The sequence below is a fragment of the Glycomyces amatae genome, assembly GCF_020991375.1.
Taxonomy (GTDB): domain Bacteria; phylum Actinomycetota; class Actinomycetes; order Mycobacteriales; family Micromonosporaceae; genus Glycomyces; species Glycomyces amatae.
In genome coordinates this window covers 162,808-179,049 of record NZ_JAJLQZ010000002.1, presented here as the reverse complement: position 1 = coordinate 179,049, position 16,242 = coordinate 162,808, and the positions used below count along the sequence as shown (strand labels likewise).

Annotated in this window: 10 protein-coding genes; 3 read left to right on the top strand and 7 right to left on the bottom strand. The window is 72.9% G+C overall.

Annotated elements, in window-relative coordinates; genetic code table 11:
- Window positions 1-42: 42 nt before the first annotated feature.
- The gene (gene nrdR / locus LO763_RS03755) at window positions 43-507 is read right to left on the bottom strand and encodes a transcriptional regulator NrdR (RefSeq protein WP_230600611.1); all 465 of its coding nucleotides are present in this window, start codon (window positions 505-507) and stop codon (window positions 43-45) included.
- Window positions 508-898: 391 nt separating this feature from the next.
- Here nrdR and lexA point away from each other — a divergent pair, with 391 nt between their 5' ends.
- On the top strand, window positions 899-1,555 hold the full coding sequence (lexA, locus tag LO763_RS03750) for a transcriptional repressor LexA (RefSeq protein WP_230600610.1): 657 nt from the start codon (window positions 899-901) through the stop codon (window positions 1,553-1,555).
- 39 nt (window positions 1,556-1,594) lie between these two features.
- Here lexA and LO763_RS03745 read toward each other — a convergent pair whose 3' ends face one another.
- Both LO763_RS03745 and hflX read right to left on the bottom strand, forming a co-directional pair.
- Window positions 1,595-3,331, bottom strand: a complete 1,737-nt coding sequence (locus LO763_RS03745; protein WP_230600609.1) for a hypothetical protein — start codon at window positions 3,329-3,331, stop codon at window positions 1,595-1,597.
- Between the two features lie 71 nt (window positions 3,332-3,402).
- Window positions 3,403-4,800: a GTPase HflX gene (gene hflX, locus LO763_RS03740; RefSeq protein ID WP_230600608.1), complete on the bottom strand. Its 1,398-nt coding sequence runs from the start codon at window positions 4,798-4,800 to the stop codon at window positions 3,403-3,405.
- 254 nt (window positions 4,801-5,054) lie between these two features.
- On the opposite strand from hflX, the gene LO763_RS03735 reads away from it, so the two are divergent.
- Entirely contained in the window at window positions 5,055-6,443 is a 1,389-nt protein-coding gene (locus LO763_RS03735) for an NAD-dependent malic enzyme (protein WP_230600607.1), read from the top strand.
- A 36-nt stretch (window positions 6,444-6,479) separates the two neighbouring features.
- Here the strand turns inward: LO763_RS03735 and LO763_RS29345 are convergent, their stop codons facing one another.
- Complete coding sequence (locus LO763_RS29345) at window positions 6,480-10,295, bottom strand: nSTAND1 domain-containing NTPase (RefSeq protein ID WP_304608772.1); 3,816 nt, start codon at window positions 10,293-10,295, stop codon at window positions 6,480-6,482.
- 35 nt (window positions 10,296-10,330) lie between these two features.
- The gene (gene dapF, locus LO763_RS03725; protein ID WP_369431915.1) at window positions 10,331-11,161 is read right to left on the bottom strand and encodes a diaminopimelate epimerase; all 831 of its coding nucleotides are present in this window, start codon (window positions 11,159-11,161) and stop codon (window positions 10,331-10,333) included.
- 50 nt (window positions 11,162-11,211) lie between these two features.
- Between dapF and LO763_RS03720 the strand changes: the two genes are divergently transcribed.
- On the top strand, window positions 11,212-12,360 hold the full coding sequence (locus LO763_RS03720; protein ID WP_230600605.1) for a nicotinate-nucleotide--dimethylbenzimidazole phosphoribosyltransferase: 1,149 nt from the start codon (window positions 11,212-11,214) through the stop codon (window positions 12,358-12,360).
- A gap of 84 nt (window positions 12,361-12,444) precedes the next feature.
- Here the strand turns inward: LO763_RS03720 and LO763_RS03715 are convergent, their stop codons facing one another.
- Entirely contained in the window at window positions 12,445-13,410 is a 966-nt protein-coding gene (locus LO763_RS03715) for a bile acid:sodium symporter family protein (protein WP_230600604.1), read from the bottom strand.
- A 157-nt stretch (window positions 13,411-13,567) separates the two neighbouring features.
- Complete coding sequence (locus LO763_RS03710) at window positions 13,568-15,994, bottom strand: glycoside hydrolase family 2 protein (protein WP_230600603.1); 2,427 nt, start codon at window positions 15,992-15,994, stop codon at window positions 13,568-13,570.
- Window positions 15,995-16,242: the final 248 nt, after the last annotated feature.

The window sequence follows — 16,242 nt, the reverse complement described above, 5'->3', positions numbered from 1 at the left end:
TCATGCCTGGACTGCGGGAATCGTACAGATGTTCTGGTGGTGTCAGCCGGTGCCCCGGGCGGCGTGCTCCTCGCGGAGCTGCGCGATGGCGGCCTCGAAGTCCTCGAGGGACTCGAAGCCGCGGTAGACGCTGGCGAAGCGCAGGTAGGCGACCTCGTCGAGTTCGCGCAAGGGCCCCAGGATGGCCAGGCCGACCTCGTTGCTGGGGACCTCGGCCACGCCTTTGGACCGGATCTCGTCCTCGACGGCCTGGGCCAGCTTGGCGACGTCGTCGGCGTCGACCGGGCGGCCCTGGCAGGCCTTGAGGACGCCCGAGGCGACCTTGCCGCGATTGAAGGGTTCCGTTGCGCCGCTTCGTTTCACGACGGCGAGGACGGACTCCTCGACGGTGGTGAAGCGCTTCTCGCACTGCTGGCAGACGCGGCGGCGGCGGATGATCTTGCCGTCCTCGGCCTCGCGCGAGTCGACGACGCGGCTGTCGGGATGGCGACAGTAAGGGCATCGCATCGCTAGAGTCTCCTTCTCGGCCGTCGTCCCTGGAGGAATGGCGTTCCCGGGGAGCGGCGCCCCCTCCGGTCGGGGGACAGTCTGCCCTCCGCGGCACCGGTCGCGGCAGCAACCCCAACACCTAGTGAAAGACGATACAACAAACCACAAGATCTTGTGTCAAGGATAGCGCGGAACGATGTGCCAAGATCATGTCGGAGTTCGGGGACGGGCTCCAGTCAACCACCTGGCGCCGCCCTCTCGTTCACCCGTGCGGGTGAACCTGGGGCAAAACACATTCCGACCAGCGCGCCGACACGCCGACATCGCACGAATGTTTGACTTGACACCGCAGCTGAGTTACATTGTCGGAATCAGACATACCGTCCCATTTGTCTTACAGGAGCCTCCTGTGGCCAGCGAGACCACCACAGCCCGACCGAAAACGCGCAAGCTGACGCGTCGGCAGCAGCAAGTCCTCGAGTACATCGAGGAGTTCATCAACAACAAGGGGTACCCCCCCAGCGTCCGAGAGATCGGCGCCGAAGTCGGCCTCGCCTCGGCCTCCTCCGTCGCCTACCAGATGAAGCAGCTGGAGCGGAAGGGCTACCTCAACCGCCTGGCCGGCCGGCCGCGCGCGGTCGGGGTCCGGCAGTCCACCCCCGGCGGCGTCCAGACCTGCTCCCAGCACCCGCGCCCCCGCTACGTCCCGATGGTCGGCGAGATCGCCGCGGGGCAGCCGATCCTGGCCGAGGAGCGCGACTACGACGTCATGCCCCTGCCGGCCGAGTTCGTGGGCGAGGGCGTGCACTTCCTCCTGCGCGTCAAGGGCGACTCGATGGTCGAGGCGGCCATCACCGACGGCGACTGGGTCGTCGTGCGCCAGCAGCCCGACGCGCTCAACGGCGAGATCGTGGCCGCCATGATCGACGGCGAGGCGACGGTGAAGACCTGGAAGCGCAAGAACGGCAAGCCGTGGCTCCTCCCGGCCAACGCGCTGTACGACCCGATCGACGCCTCGGAGGCCGAGATCCTCGGCCGCGTCGTGGCCGTCCTCCGGAAGATCTGAATCGGCACCGCGCCGTCCCGGGGGGGCGGCGCGGATCCGTCAGCGGCCTCGGCCGTAGGTGGAGCCGCCGCTGTCGGACGGGCCCCAGTAGCCTTCGTCGGCGTCGGGGGTCCGCTCGCCGGCTCCGGCGCCGTAGACCGAGCCCTGGGCCGACCCCCTGGCGCCGTAGACGTTCCCGCCCGGCTGGGCGGGCGGTTCGGGGCGGGCCGCGGCGCCGTAGACGTTGCCCGAGGGCTCGGACCGGGCGCTGAAGGACCGGCCGGGGCCGGCGTCGTCGTAGACGCTGCCGTTGCCGCCGCTCTCGAAGGCCCCGTACTGGGGTTCCTCGCGGGCGCCGCCGCCGTAGACCGAGCCGCCGGGCTGCTGCTGGCGGGGCGGAGCCGGCGGGGTGGGGCGGGGCGGGGAATCGGAGCGGGCCGCGCCGCCGTAGACGTTGCCTGAGGGCTCGGACCGCGCGGCACCGCCGTAGACGTTGCCCGAGGGCTCGGCCTGCTTGGCGCCGTAGACGTTCCCGGCGGGCTCCTGGCGGGCGCCGCCGTAGACGCCGCCGCGGGCCACCTGGCCGAGGTCGGGGTCGGGCTGTCCGGAGTCGAGGCCGAGGTCGACGGGGTCCTCGGCGGGGAAGCCCTCGTCGTCGCCGAAGCCGGACTCCTCGCGGGCGAAGCCCACTTCGTCGTCGTCCTCGTCGTCGGGGTCGCGCTTCTTGTGCTTGCGGATGACCATGATGCCGCCGACCATCGTCAGCAGGCCCAGGATCGCGATGACGGCCAGGATGTTGACGATGGTCCCGATGCCGAGGTCGAGGACGCGGTCGACGAGGCTCGGGCCCTCCTCTTCGGCGGGGGCGGCGTCGTCGCCCTCCGCCGCGGGCTCCTCCTCCTCGGCGGCGGGGGCGCCCGGGGTGTAGGCGGTGACGACGCCCTCGGTGCCGTCGCCGCCGTCGGTCGAGGCGAGGGTGTTGAAGTTCCCGTCGGCGTCGTAGGCGATGTCCTGCGCGGTGCCCTCGTCGGCGAGCGGCGTGACCACCGGTTCGGTGCCGGTGACGGCCGCGACGACGTCGCCGCCCTCCACGGTGTACTCGTAGGCGGCGTTCTCGGTGCGCAGCACGATCTTCGAGGAGTCGGCGTTGACGGCGGCACCGGTGACCGAGCCGCCCTCGGCGAGCGCGACCGTGCCGGCGGCCTCCATCGGGGTGTCGTACTCGGCCTTCTCGGCGGCCGGGACGTAGACCGTGGACTCGCCTTCGGCGGCGGAGAAGAAGATCGGGTCGTCGACGTCCGGTTCGATCACGAACGCGTTGACGTCCTCGGGGCCGTCGGGGAAGACGAAGCGGTACATGGCGGTGCCGGTGGAGACGCCGGCCGTGGCCTGGGTGACCGAGATGCTGTCGCGCTCGGCGGCGCCGCCGGTGTCTGCGGCCCACAGGAAGCCGTCGGTGTCGATCGCCAGCGCCTGCGGGTCGAGCGGCTGGTGCTCGATGAACATCGACTCGACCTCGTCGACGGCGCAGTCCTCGCCGACGCGCAGGATCGCCATGCCCCCGGACTGGTTGTCACCGCTCGGGACGATCCACCAGCCATTGCCGCCGTCGGCCGCCGTGATGCCCGAGGGGTCGGCGAGGCGAGGATCGTGCAGTTCGCACAGCACCTCCCCACCGCCGGACTCCTCGTCCTGGGCGTAGGCGGGGGGAGCGGCCGTGACCAGGACGGCCGCACCAGCCGCTCCGGCGACGAGCCGCGCAGGCAGGGCCACTCGACCCACACGGCGCTCTCGCATCACGTCAGTGTCGCAGAACACGCCGGGTCAGCGAAGGGACCCCCGTGAGACATGTTCAGGACCACGGCGATTCAATCAGTTTCCAGGACGAATGCTCGCAATTCCCCCGCGAGGGATTCGTCGACGCGCGCGGTGATGACGGTGCCGTCGCCGCGGTGCTCGGTGGCGAGGACCTCGCCGCGGGACCGCATGCGGGAGACCAGGTCGCCGCGCACGTAGGGGATGCAGACGGTGAGGGTGGTGTCCGGCTGCGGGAGGGCCTGCTCGATGGCGGCGCGGAGCTTGTCGACGCCGTCTCCCGAACGGGCGGAGACGAACACGGCGTCGGGCCAGTCCGAGCGCAGCTGGAGCAGGTCGTCGGGCTCGATCGCGTCGAGCTTGTTGACCACCATCAGCTCGGGGACCTCGTCGGCGCCGACCTCGGCGAGCACCTCGCGGACCGCCTCGGCCTGGCCGAGCGGGTCGGGGTGGGAGCCGTCGAGGACGTGGACGATGAGGTCGGCCTCGGCGACCTCCTCGAGCGTGGAGCGGAAGGCCTCGACGAGCTGGTGGGGCAGGTGCCGCACGAACCCGACCGTGTCGGTGACCGTGTACTCCCGGCCCTCGGCGGTGCGCGAGCGCCGCGTGGAGGTGTCGAGGGTCGCGAACAGGGCGTCCTGGACGAGGATGCCCGCGCCGGTGAGGGCGTTGAGCAGGCTCGACTTGCCCGCGTTGGTGTAGCCGGCGATGGCCACGCCGGGGACCCGGTTGCGGGTGCGGGAGTCGCGCTTGGTCTCGCGGGTGACGGTGAGCTTGGCGAGCTCGCGGCGGAGCTTGGCGACCTTCGCGCGGATGCGGCGCCGGTCGGTCTCGAGCTTGGTCTCACCGGGGCCGCGCAGGCCCACGCCGCCGTTGGAGCCGCCCTGGCGGCTCATGGCCTCGCCCCAGCCGCGCAGGCGCGGCAGGAGGTACTGGAGCTGCGCGAGCTCGACCTGGGCCTTGCCCTCGGCGCTCTTGGCGTGCTGGGCGAAGATGTCGAGGATCAGCGCGGTGCGGTCGATGACCTTGACGTTGATGGCCTTCTCCAGGGCGATCAGCTGGCCCGGGGACAGCTCGCCGTCGGCGATGACCGTGTCGGCCCCGAGGGCCTCGACGGTCTCCTTGACCTCCTTGACCTTGCCGGAGCCGATGAAGGTCCCTGCGTCGGGCTTGGAGCGGCGCTGGATCAGGCCGTCGGCGACCTCGGAGCCGGCCGTCTCGGCCAGCTGGGCGAGTTCGGCGAGGGAGTTCTCGGCGTCCTCGATCGAGCCCTCGGTCCAGACGCCGACCAGGACGACGCGCTCCAGGCGCAGGCGCCGGTACTCGGCGTCGGTGACGTCCTCGAGTTCGGTGGAGGCCAGACCGGAGACGCGGCGCAGCGCCTGGCGCGCCTCCAGGTCCAGTTCGCCCGTCGAAGGGGCGTCGGACGGATAGTCCTCGTGAAAGTTCATGTGCTCTTCGTGCATCCCCTCAAGCTTGACACGCCCCGGAGGCGACGGCGAACGAATATCGCGCGGACCCGTTCGCCCTGCGCGAAGCGGGGCCGCCGCGGTGCGAGCGCTTGCCGCCCTCGCCGCCCCCGGCGGAGGCGGCAGTGGCGGGCACATCCCCAGGACAGGGCCGGGACGGCAGGTCGCGAGGCGGTGGCATCATTCAAGACATCCGACAACGCGTCCACGACGAAGTGCACACATAAAGGAGCGGCATGACTGCAGCCCGTCTTCCCAGCGCCGGGTTCTCCATCACGGTCCGGCTGGCCCTCTCGGCCGACCCGGGCGCGGCGGGTCGCCTCGCCACCGTCGTCGGGCAGGCCGGTGCGATCGTCACCGCCCTCGACGTGGTCTCCTCGGACAGCAAGCGGATGACCGTCGACCTCACCTGCGACACCGCCGACGCCTCGCACGCCGAGCAGGTCACCCAGATCCTCGACGCCATGCCGGACTTCGATGTGAAGAAGGTCTCCGACCGGACCTTCCTCATGCACCTGGGCGGCAAGATCGAGGTCAGCCCGAAGGTGCCGCTGCGCAACCGCGACGACCTCTCGATGGCCTACACCCCCGGCGTCGCCCGCGTGTGCATGGCGATCGCCGAGAACCCCGACGACGCCCGGCGCCTGACCATCAAGCGCAACACGGTGGCCGTGGTCACCGACGGCTCGGCCGTGCTCGGCCTGGGCAACATCGGGCCCGCGGCCGCGATGCCGGTCATGGAGGGCAAGGCGGCGCTGTTCAAGAAGTTCGCCGACGTCGACGCCTGGCCGGTGTGCCTGGACACGCAGGACACCGACGAGATCGTGAACATCGTGGCGGCGCTCGCGCCGACCTACGGCGGCATCAACCTCGAGGACATCGCCGCGCCCCGGTGCTTCGAGATCGAGGCGCGGCTGCGCGAGCGGCTCGACATCCCGGTCTTCCACGACGACCAGCACGGCACCGCGATCGTGGTGCTCGCGGCGCTGACGAACGCGCTGCGCGTGGTGGGCAAGGAGTTCCAGGACGTGCGGGCCACGGTGGTCGGCTGCGGCGCGGCCGGGACCGCGATCATGCGGCTGCTGGAGAAGGCCGGGATCGGCGACATCATCCCGGTGGACCGGGACGGGGCGCTGCACTCGACCATGGAGTGCGAGAACGAGACCTGGCGGTGGCTGGGGCGCCACTTCAACAAGCGGGACTACTCGGGCGACCTGTCGGGCGCGGTCGAGGGCTCGGACGTGTTCATCGGCGTGAGCGCGCCGAACATCCTCAAGGGCTCGGACGTGGCGAAGATGGCCAAGGACCCGATCGTGTTCGCGCTGGCGAACCCGGACCCGGAGATCAGCCCGACCGAGGCGGCCAGGTACGCGGCGATCGTGGCGACCGGCCGGTCGGACCAGCCGAACCAGATCAACAACGTGCTGGCCTTCCCGGGCGTGTTCCGGGGGCTGCTCGACGCGCAGGCGCGGGACTGGAACGACGACGCCGCGGTGGCGGCCGCGACGGCCATCGCCGACTGCGTCGGCGCCGAGAAGGTGAACGCGACCTACATCGTGCCAAGCGTCTTCGACCCGAACGTGGCCCCCGCGGTGGCCGCGGCGGTCAAGGAGGTCATGCGCTGAAGGGCCGGGGCGGGCCCCGCGGGGCCCGCCCCGGACTCAGTCCTCGGGGCACACCTCGATCGAGCCGTACTCGAGCTCGGGCAGGTACGCGGCCCACTCCTCCTCGGTGAGGGCGCGGTCGGTGCGGGCGCAGAGGGTCTCGTAGGGGGTGCCGAGGTACCCGACGTCCCGGCGGTAGAGGGTGCCCTCGGCGTCGAGGCCGTACACGGCCTCCCGCACGTCCACGTAGCGCTGCTCGAGGTCTTCGGCGGTCATGTCGTGGGACACCAGGTGCGCACCGGTGCCCGCGTCCCAGATGTCGATCGAGCCGCCGGACTGGGAGGTCTCGACCACGTAGCGGCCGTTGTAGCTGAAGGCGACGGGGCTGGCGAAGTCGAAGTCCGCGAAGCCCTCGGTCTCGGGCTCGTCCATGGCGCGCAGTTCGCCGGAGGCCGGCTCCCACACCATCGGCGCCGCCTCGCCGAGGACGGCCAGGCGCTCGCCGTCGAAGCTGTAGGCGAGCGTCGAGGTCGGGGAGAAGTCGCCGGTGACCTCGTCGACCAGTGCGCCGTCGGCGAGGCTCCAGACGCGGACGGTCTGGTCGTCGACGGCGGCGACGGCCGACCCGTCGGGCGCGTAGGCGACGGTGGCCTCGCCGAACATGGCCGTCTCGCCGTTGACGGGCTCGATCACGAGGTGCGCCTCGCCGGTCTCGGCGTCGTAGACGGTGGCGTGCGGGTCGAGGTCGAAGGCGGCGGTCTCCTCGTCGGAGTGGTTCTCGCCGTCGATGACGGTGATCCAGCGGCCGTCGGGGCTGTACGAGACGTGGGCGATCCAGTCCTCGGGGTCCCACGGGACGGGGAGCTCCTCGCCGGTGGCGAGGTCGAACAGGCGGTGGCCGCCCGCGTCGACGATCATGACCGACTCGCCGCCCGGGTGGAGGCGCACGAGGCGCCCGGGCCGGTCGGGGGCGTCGAAGACCTGCTCGGTGAGGCCGCTCCCGTCGATCTTCCACACCTGGGTGCCGCTGGGGCCGGTGAGGGCGATCCGGGTGCCGTCGGCGCTGAAGTCGAAGTCGAGCGCGCCGCTGTAGCCGGTGTCGACGGCGGCGACCTCGGCCATGTCGGCGGTGTCGACGTAGTGGACGCCGCTCTCGGCCGCGAGCGCGATCGTCCCGCCGTCGGTGTCGACGGCGGCGTCGGCGATCGCCTCGCCCACCTGCATGGTGCGGACCGGGAGCCCCAGCTCGAGGTCGACGAGCGTGACCGAGGCGTCCTCCCATTCGACGAGGTAGCGGCCGTCGGCGCTGAACCGGCCGTCCCCGGAACCGGCCCAGATGAGCTCGGGTGCCGCGTCGAGTCCGGCGCCGGCCCAGATGCCCTCCGTGTCGCGGACGAGGTAGGCGCCGAGTTCGGTGCTGTAGGCGACCGAGTCGACGTCGCCGAGGTCCCAGGCCGGGGCCTCGGCCTGGTCCCCGGTGTCGGGGTCGATGGCGACGAGGGAGGCGCCGGCGGCGACCAGGATGCCCTCGGGGCCGTAGCCGAGGCCGGTCGCCTCGGTGGAGGGGTCCGGGAGGGCCGCGCGCTCGGTCAGGTCGACCGGGTCGAGCAGCCGGACGTCGTCGCCGACGTCGACGGCGAGGCGGCCGCCGTCGGGGCTGAAGGCGAGCGACTCGACCAGGTACTGGTCGGTGCGGGCCGCCTCGGTGCGGCCGGCGACGTCCCAGACGACGAGTTCGCCCGCGGCGTCGGTGCTGGCGAGCAGGTCGCCGCCGGGGTCGAAGGCGATCTGGTCGGCGCCGTCGACGTGCGGCTCGGCGGTGTAGGCGACCGGGTCGTCGAGGGCGCGGACCATCGCGGTCGCGTTGGCGCCGCTCGGGTCGATCTGCCAGGCGGCCGCGGCGAGCAGCCGGGAGAGTTCGCCGTCGAGTCCGGCGCTGTCGGCGCTGGCCTGGGCGAGGTCCTCGGCGAGGAGGCGGTCGCGCTCGGCGGTGAGCTCGGCGTTGGCCGACTCGGCGGCGCGGTTCCGGTCGAACGCGACGCCCGCGGCGGTCAGGGCGACCGCGAGCAGCGCGACGAGGGCGGCGACGGCCGTGCGGCGGACGGCGGCGCGGCGGGCCGCCGCCCGCTCGGCGGCGTCGAGGAACGCCTGGACGCCGGTGTTCCACTCCCGGTAGGCGTCCGGGTTCGCCTGCCAGGAGGCGCGGGTGGCGGCGGCGGCCTCGAGTTTGGCCCCCTGGTAGAGGAAGGAGGGCTCCTTGCCGTGGTCGAGCCATTGGGCGGCGTCGTCGGCGACCTCGGTGAGCAGGGCCCGGTGCGCGCGGTCCTCCTGGAGCCAGGCGTCCAGGCGCTTCCAGGAGCGCAGCAGCACGTCGTGGGCGATCTCGACCGAGTCGCCGACCATGACGACCAGGCGCGCGGCGGTGAAGGCCTCCAGGACCGGGGCCGCGCCGGGCAGGGCGGCGAGGAGCGCGGAGCGGCTCGCGCGGCGGCGGGAGACGTCGCCGTGGCGGTCGACGACGGTGAGCCGGCGGAACACCTCGGCGGCCAGCGCCCGCCGGTTCGGGTCCAGGCCCTGGTAGACCCGTTCGGCTCCGGCCTCGATGGCGCGGCCGACGCCGCCGAGCTCGTTGTAGGCGGACCGGAGCAGCCGGTCGCCGTCGCGGCGCTGCCACAGCGACAGCATCGTCTGCGAGAGCAGCGGGAGGGCCCCGGCGGTGTAGGCGCCGCCGCCGGAGGCGCTGCGGAGGTCGGCGAGGAGGTCGTCGGCGAGGCCGTCGTCGAGGCGCAGCCCCGCGGCGGCGGCGGGGCCGGTGACGACCTGGCGCAGCTCCTCGGGTTCGGGCGGGCCGACGACGAAGGAGTGGCGGCGCAGGACCGGGACCAGGGCGGGGACGGCGGCGCAGCGGTCGATGAAGTCGCCGCGCACGCCGATGACGACGACGCCGGACGGGCGGTCGCCGCCGGAGGCGATCGCGAAGAGGGCGGCCAGGAAGGCGGCGCGGGCGGCCTCGTCGCGGGTGAGCGTGAAGAGCTCTTCGAACTGGTCGACGACGACGATGAGGCGGCCGGAGGCGCGGACGCGGTCGCGGCGGTCGGGTTCCATGCCGTCGGTGTGGGCGAAGACGGCCTGGCGGGCGTAGAGGTAGGCCTCGCCGGGGCGGGAGGCGAGGGTGTTCCGGATCGACCCGGCGTCGGTGCCGGTCAGGTCGGCGAGGCGGCGGGCCAGGCCTTCGAGCGGGTTCGAGCCGGGCGTGGTGGTCAGGACCGGCCAGTCCTCGGAGCCGGCGACGGGGAGCTGGCCCTTGGCGACGGCGGGGAGGAGGCCAGCGCGGACGAGGGAGGACTTCCCGGCGCCGGAGGCCCCGGTGACGACGGCCATGCCGGTGTCGTTCAGGCACGCCTCGAGGTGGCCGGTGAGCTCGGCGGTGAGGCGGGAGCGGCCGTAGAAGACCGCGGACTGGTCCTCGGAGAACGGCCACAGGCCCCGGTAGGGCGACTCCCGCCGCCAGCGCGGGTCGGGGCCCTCGGCGGGGTCGGCGGGCTCGGCGGCGGCGAGGCCGACGAGCTGCTCGCGGATGAGGCGCAGCCGGACGGCGCGGCGGCGGCCGCCGTCGGTCTCGATGCGGCGGCGGGTCTCCTGCCGGTAGAGGCCGTCCTGGAGGGCGTCGAGGGCGCGGTGGACCTGGAGGAGCAGTTCGGCGGGGTCGGTGAAGTCGCCGCGGAGGCGGGCGAGCGCACCGGTGGTGAGCTCCTGGAGCGCCTCGCCGTCGTCGGCGGCGGCCTCGAGGACCGCCTCGACCGCCGCGCGCACGTCGTCGCGGGCCTCGCGCTCGGCAGGGTGGTCTTCCTCGGGGCTGTCGATCGGGGGCATGGGGCCAGTCTCGCAGACGGCGTCCACCGCCCGTCCTAGACGCGGGCGGTGCCCTCCGCGACGATCACGGCCGGGCCCGCGAGGAAGAGCGTCTCGTCGGTGACGGTGATCGTGAGCGTCCCTCCCGGGACGTCCACCTTGCACACGCCCGTGTCCTGCCCGGCGTGCCGCAGGGCGACCGCCGCGACCGCGCACGCGCCGGTGCCGCACGAGGCCGTCTCGCCGACGCCGCGCTCGTGGACGCGCATCCGCACGTGCGGCGCGGCGCCCGTCACGAACTCCACGTTCACCCCGTCGGGGAAGACCGCCGCGTCGTACCGGGGCTGGTGGAACAGCTCGAGGGCCTCCAGCTCGGCCTCGTCACCGAGCTGGCAGACCAGGTGCGGGTTCCCCATCGAGACGGCCTGGCCCTGCACGCTGAGCAGAGTGTTCGCTCCGGTTCGGGTGGTGGCGGGTGACGGGCGGGTGAAGCCCTCCACGGAGGCCTGCGAGGCGGGGCCGAACGCGGCCGGGCCCATGTCCACGCGCAGCTCGTCGCCGTCCACGTGCACGGTCTTGATCCCCGCCCTCGTGGCCACCGGGACCTCGGGGCCCTCGGCCAGGCCCTGCTCGAGCAGGTAGCGGACGAAGACCCGCACGCCGTTGCCGCACATCTCGGCGATCGAGCCGTCGGCGTTGCGGTAGTCCATGAACCACTCGGCCGCCGGGTCCTCGGAGGGGGCCACGCGCAGCAGGCCGTCGCCGCCGATCCCGAACCGGCGGTCGCACATGGCGGCGACCTGCGCGTCCTTGAGCGGGTGGGCGTCCTTGAGGTCGGGCACGATCACGAAGTCGTTGCCGGTGCCGTGCCCCTTGGCGAAGTCGATGGTGGTCACGTGGCAATTGTGCCCCACGGCCTCCGCGCTAGCCTTGTGCCGTGACACAGACGACCGACGCCGGGCCCCTCGCCGAGCTGAAAGCGAAGTTCCCCAACGGGGTGTGGACCACGAGGGCGAACGCGCGGCTCCAGGACGCGCTCATCGAGGGCGCCGGTCTGGGCCGCCTCCAGACGGCGGTCGGCTGGGCCGCCCGGATGCAGGCGACCGAGGCGCCCGAGCCGTTCGCCTCGCCGCGGATGCTGCTGTTCGCCGGGGCGTACCCGCAGGGCTGGGACGCCGGCGACTACGCGCCCGTCGAGGAGCAGGCCACCGAGTTGGAGGAGGGCCGCGGGCGCCTCGCCGAGCAGGCGACGCGCTCGGGATTGCCGCTGACGGTGGTGCGCACGGGCGCGAGCGGGGGCGTGGACGGCCCGCTCCTGGACGAGACCGAGGTGGAGGCGGCGCTGCGGCTGGGCCGCGAGACCGCCGACCGCGCGATCGACGAGGGCGCGGACCTGCTCCTGATCTCCGGGCTCGGCGCGGGCGCGGCGACCGCTTCGGTGGCGGTCTGCTCGTTCATCGCCAAGGACGACATCACCTCGTTCCAGCCGCAGCTGCACGCGCCCGGCGGCTCGGTCTTCGACTCCGCGTGGATGGGCCGCGTCGCGGCCCTGCGCGACCACGTCGCGTTCAACCGGGGCTTCAAGCGCAGCCCCGAGGCGCTGATCGGGCGCCTCGGCGGGGCCGCGATCGGCGCCATGGCCGCCGCGATCTTCACCGCCGCGGTGCGCTCCACCGCGATGCTCATCGACGGCCCGGCCGCCGTGGCCGCCATGATGATCGCCCGGGACTTCGGGCTGGCCGCGCCGAAGTGGTGCTACGCGCCGAACCGATCGGCGCACCCGGTCGTGGTCAAGCTCGCGAAGCAGGGCGGGCTGGCGGACGACCTCGGCCTCGAGTTCGACCTGCCGGACGCCGCCGCGCTCCCGATCGGCTGGGACCTGATCCAGCAGAGCCTGCGGATCGCGCAGGCGCTGCCGATGCCCGCGAAGGAGGAGCCCGAGCCGGAGCCGGCGGCCGAGGCCCCCGAGACCATGGCCGACGCCGAGGAGGCCGAGACGGCCACCAACGCCGAGTCCGCGGCGGAACCGGAGGTCGAGCAGGTCGACCCCGAGACCGCCGCCGAAGGCGGAGACGAGCGGGTCTGACCTGCCAGGACGATATGACGTCGAACGGCGCGACCGGGTTCCGGTCGCGCCGTTCCGTTCACCGCGGCACCGCGGCCGCCGGGGTCAGGCCTCCGCGGGGTCGCGGTCCTCGTTCGGTTCCGGCGCGTCGGCCACCGGCCTGCGGGACCAGTAGGCGGCGATGAGCGATCCGGAGATGTTGTGCCACACCGAGAACACGGCCGCGGGCAGCGCCGCCACCGGGTTGAAGTGGGTCGTGGCCAGCGCCGCGGCGAGCCCGGAGTTCTGCATCCCGACCTCGATGCTCACGGCGCGGCGTCCCGTGGCCGGCAGGCGGCACAGCCTCGCCAGCCCGTAGCCGAGGGCGAGGCCGAAGGCGTTGTGCAGCACCACGGCCACGGCGACGAGGGCGCCGACCTCGAGCAGCGTGTCGGCGCTGCCGGCGACGACCGCCATGACCACGAGGGTGATGCCGAGGACCGAGACCAGCGGCAGCGCGTCCAGGACCCTGTCGATCAGGCGCGGGGCGAAGCGGCGCAGCAGCAGCCCGACCACGACGGGCACGAGCACGATCTGGACGATCGAGACGAACAGGTCCCCCGCGTCGACCGGCAGGAACTCGCCCGCGAGCCACAGCACCAGGACCGGGGTGAGGAGCGGGGCCAGGAGGGTGGAGATCGAGGTCATCGCCACCGAGAGCGCGGTGTCGCCCTTCGAGAGGTAGACCATGACGTTCGAGGCGGTGCCGCCGGGGGCTGCGCCCACCAGGACCATGCCGACCGCGAGCATCGGCTCCATGTCGAAGGCGCGGGCGAGGCCGTACCCGGCGAGGGGCATCACGAGGAACTGGGCGACCACGCCGAGGACGACCGGCCAGGGGCGCCTGCCGATGACGGCGAAGTCGACGGGGCGCAGGGTCATGCCCATGCCGAGCATGATGACCATGAGGAGGTAGGGGACGGCGGCGCCGAGCGGGGCGAAGGTGCTCGGGGTCGCGAAGGCGACCGCCGCCGCGACGAGCACGATGGCGGGCAGCCAGGTGCCGGTGAGGTCGCTGACGCGCTTGATCATCAGGGGAACCGCTCTCTGTTCGGGCTTCCAGGGAACCGGCACCTCCGAAGAGGGGCGAAGGGGCGCGAGGCGGACTCCGGTCGGCGGCGACGTTACCCGAACCGCCGTATCCTGGGAATCAGATTCCCAGGATACGGGAGCATGGCGCGCCGCCGGCTCAGTCGTTGATCGCGCGCAGCACCGGTTTGGCCGTCAGGGCCTGCGCCAGTTCCGGCGAGGCCGCGATCGCCTCGCTGGCGACGGTGAAGACGGCCCGCTCGCCGGGCAGGAGCGTGACCAGGGCCTTGTCGACGACCGCGTCGGGGTCGAGGCGGTCGGCGAAGACGCACACGTCGCGCAGGACGGTCTCGGCCGTCACCGTCAGCGCCACGCCGCCCTCGACCACCTCGGTCGTCGCCTCGAACCGGGCCTTCGGCCAGTCCATGTCCTTGTCCTCCTTGGAGAACCAGGTCGCCCGCGGGAAGTCCTCGGGTCCGGTGACCAGGAACTCGCCGTCGGCCGGGACCGCCTCCGGGGCCAGGGCGACCGCGACCGCGTCGCGCGGGTCGACCTCGATCTCGGCGAGCACCCGGCCGATGATGCGCCCTTCGGGGCTGCACTTCCAGAACCCGACGACGCCGTTCCAGGATTCGGCGGCGTCGTTGAGCACCACCAGCTTCAGGCCCTCGCCGTCGGGCTGGAAGGTCACCGAGCGGGCGGCGTAGGCGTCCCGGAGGGCGTACCACAGCGGCTTGAGCCGCTCCTCGCCGTCGATCGCGGCCCAGGAGGTCACGGGCCAGCAGTCGTTGAGCTGCCACACGACCGACCCGGTGCAGTAGGGCTGGAGCGAGCGGAAGTGCTCGATGCCGAGCCGGATCGCGCGGGCCTGGTTGACCTGCGTGTAGTAGAGCCAGTCGTCGAAGTCGCGCGGCGCGGGCAGGTGGGCGTCGAGGCCGCGCTGGAGCTTGCCCTGGCCGTTCGCGGCCTTCTGGTGCCACAGCATCGCGGGCGAGTCGGGGCTGAGCGGCTCGTCGGTGACCATGTGCCGCACCGTGGCCCAGGTCGGCGGGGCCTGGTAGCCGAACTCGGCGACGAAGCGCGGCCGCCACTCCCGGTAGCGGGTGTAGTCCTCGTCGTTCCACACGTCCCAGATGTGGACGGAGGCGTGCGCCTGCTCGTTGGGGTGGAGCTCGCGCACGCCGGAGTAGGGGCTGCCGGGCCAGTACGGCCGGGTGCCGTCCACCTCGGCCACCAGCTTCGGCAGGAGGTCGTGGTAGTAGCCCGCGCCCCAGGTGCGGTCCTCGAGGTCGGCCTGCCAGTCCCAGTCGTGCCAGCCCCAGATGTTCTCGTTGTTGCCGGTCCAGGTGACCAGGCTCGGGTGCGGGGCGAGGCGGGCGAGGTTGTCGCGCGCCTCGGCCTCGACCTCGGACCAGAACGGCTCCTCCTCGGGGTAGGCGGCGCAGGCGAAGGGGAAGTCCTGGGCGACGAGCAGGCCGAGCTCGTCGCAGAGGCGGTAGAAGTCCTCGGACTCGTAGACGCCGCCGCCCCAGATGCGGACGTAGTTGACGCCGGCGGCGATCGCCTGGCGCAGGCGCCGCTCGATCCGGGCCGGGTCGATCCGGCTGAACAGGGCCTCGTCGGGGATCCAGTTGACGCCCTTGACCCAGACGGGCTCGCCGTTGACGCGGAGCGTGTAGGGGCGGCCTTCCTCGTCGGGGGCGGTGTCGAGCTCGGCGGTGCGGAAGCCGATCCGGCCGGTCCAGGCGTCGAGCTCCCGGTCGCCGTCGCGGACGGTCACGGCGGCGTCGTAGAGCGGCTGGGCGCCGCGGTCGTGGGGCCACCACAGGTCCGCGTCGGGGACCTCGACGCGGACGTTCGCGGTGGCGAGGCCCGCGGTCAGGCGGGCGGTCGCCTCGTGCCCGGCGACGGCGCACACGACGTCGACGTCGACGTCGGCGGCCTTGGCGAGGCGGACCGCGAAGTCGACGACGCCGGTCGCGCCGTCGAGGGCGGCGCGCGGGACGACCTCGTCGACGCGGGCGGCGTTCCAGGTCTCGAGGCGCACGGGGCGCCAGATGCCGACGCCGGCCAGGTTCGGGCCCCAGTCCCAGCCGAAGTTGCAGGCGGCCTTGCGGATGAAGTTGCCGGGCTCGGGGTAGGCGTTCGGCCGGTCGCCGAGGCGGTCGCGCTGGGCCTCGGCGTAGGCGTACGGCGAGGTGAAGGCCACTTCGAGTTCGTTGGGGCCCTCGCGGAGCGCCTGGCGGGCGTCGAAGCGGTAGCGGCGGTGCATGTTGGCGGTCTCGCCGAGCACGGTGCCGTTGAGGCTGACGCGGGCGACCGTGTCGAGGCCGTCGAAGACCAGGTCGGCGCCGTCGGATTCGAGGTCGTCGACGGTGAAGACGGTGCGGTAGGTCCAGTCGGTGCGGCCGATCCAGGCCAGTTCGCGCTCGGCCTCGTCCACGTACGGGTCGCCGATGAGTCCGGCGGCCAGCAGGTCCGTGTGGACGACGCCGGGCACCGAGGCCGGGACGCCCGCGACGGCCACCGGCGTGTCGGTATCGGCGGAGACGGTCCAGCCTTCGTGCAGGGTTCGCTTGGCGCTCAAAGAGACTCCTATGCCTTGGGGGCGGACGGCGGTCACGGTTCGGGGCGTCCGCGGGAAGCGGCGCGCGGCCGTGGGCAGCGTAGTCGGGGGCGCTGCCGGCGGGTTCATCGGCTTCGCGGGGCGGCTGGAGGCCGACTCCCGTGGGAGCGAGGTCACTTAACCGGGTAAGTTGGACTGAAGGTACACCATCGATCTAGTTTCGTCAATATTTAAGGAACCTTTGCAATCAAGTTGGAACCCTGCGACCC

What these genes read in the sequence shown, in the direction of transcription:
- nrdR (WP_230600611.1), bottom strand. Translation starts at nt 507, where the DNA reads ATGCGATGCCCTTACTGTCGCCATCCCGACAGCCGCGTCGTCGACTCG.
- LO763_RS03745 (WP_230600609.1), bottom strand. Translation starts at nt 3,331, where the DNA reads ATGCGAGAGCGCCGTGTGGGTCGAGTGGCCCTGCCTGCGCGGCTCGTC.
- hflX (WP_230600608.1), bottom strand. Translation starts at nt 4,800, where the DNA reads ATGAACTTTCACGAGGACTATCCGTCCGACGCCCCTTCGACGGGCGAA.
- LO763_RS03735 (WP_230600607.1), top strand. Translation starts at nt 5,055, where the DNA reads ATGACTGCAGCCCGTCTTCCCAGCGCCGGGTTCTCCATCACGGTCCGG.
- LO763_RS29345 (WP_304608772.1), bottom strand. Translation starts at nt 10,295, where the DNA reads ATGCCCCCGATCGACAGCCCCGAGGAAGACCACCCTGCCGAGCGCGAG.
- LO763_RS03715 (WP_230600604.1), bottom strand. Translation starts at nt 13,410, where the DNA reads ATGATCAAGCGCGTCAGCGACCTCACCGGCACCTGGCTGCCCGCCATC.